The following is a 258-nucleotide window of genomic DNA, read 5'->3' as shown; positions in this document are numbered from 1 at the left end:
GTGCAGGTAACGACACCGTTGTATTCGATAACATCCAAGACACACGTGCTGGTTTGTCTATCTCTGACACAGTAGCTGGTGGTGCTGGTACAGGCGATACATTGGTGATCGACGGTGACTTGACTGGCGCTAACTTGGGCGACACGATTGCTTTGGGCGCATCTGAATGGACTAACGTTTCTGGTTTCGAAACTATCCGTTTGGTAGGCACATCAAACAACGCTGGCGTAGCGGGTGCTGGTAACTACCGTTTGACAT

1 protein-coding gene is annotated in these 258 nt (G+C 50.4%); it reads left to right on the top strand.

Features of this window, described 5'->3' with window-relative positions:
- On the top strand, positions 1 to 258 hold a 258-nt coding region (locus ACO0KZ_RS20540), incomplete at both ends, for a hypothetical protein (protein ID WP_422998659.1).

Origin of the sequence: Undibacterium sp. Di24W (assembly GCF_049340325.1) — a bacterium.
GTDB lineage: Bacteria > Pseudomonadota > Gammaproteobacteria > Burkholderiales > Burkholderiaceae_D > Undibacterium.
This window is presented reverse-complemented; position numbering and strand designations above follow the sequence as displayed.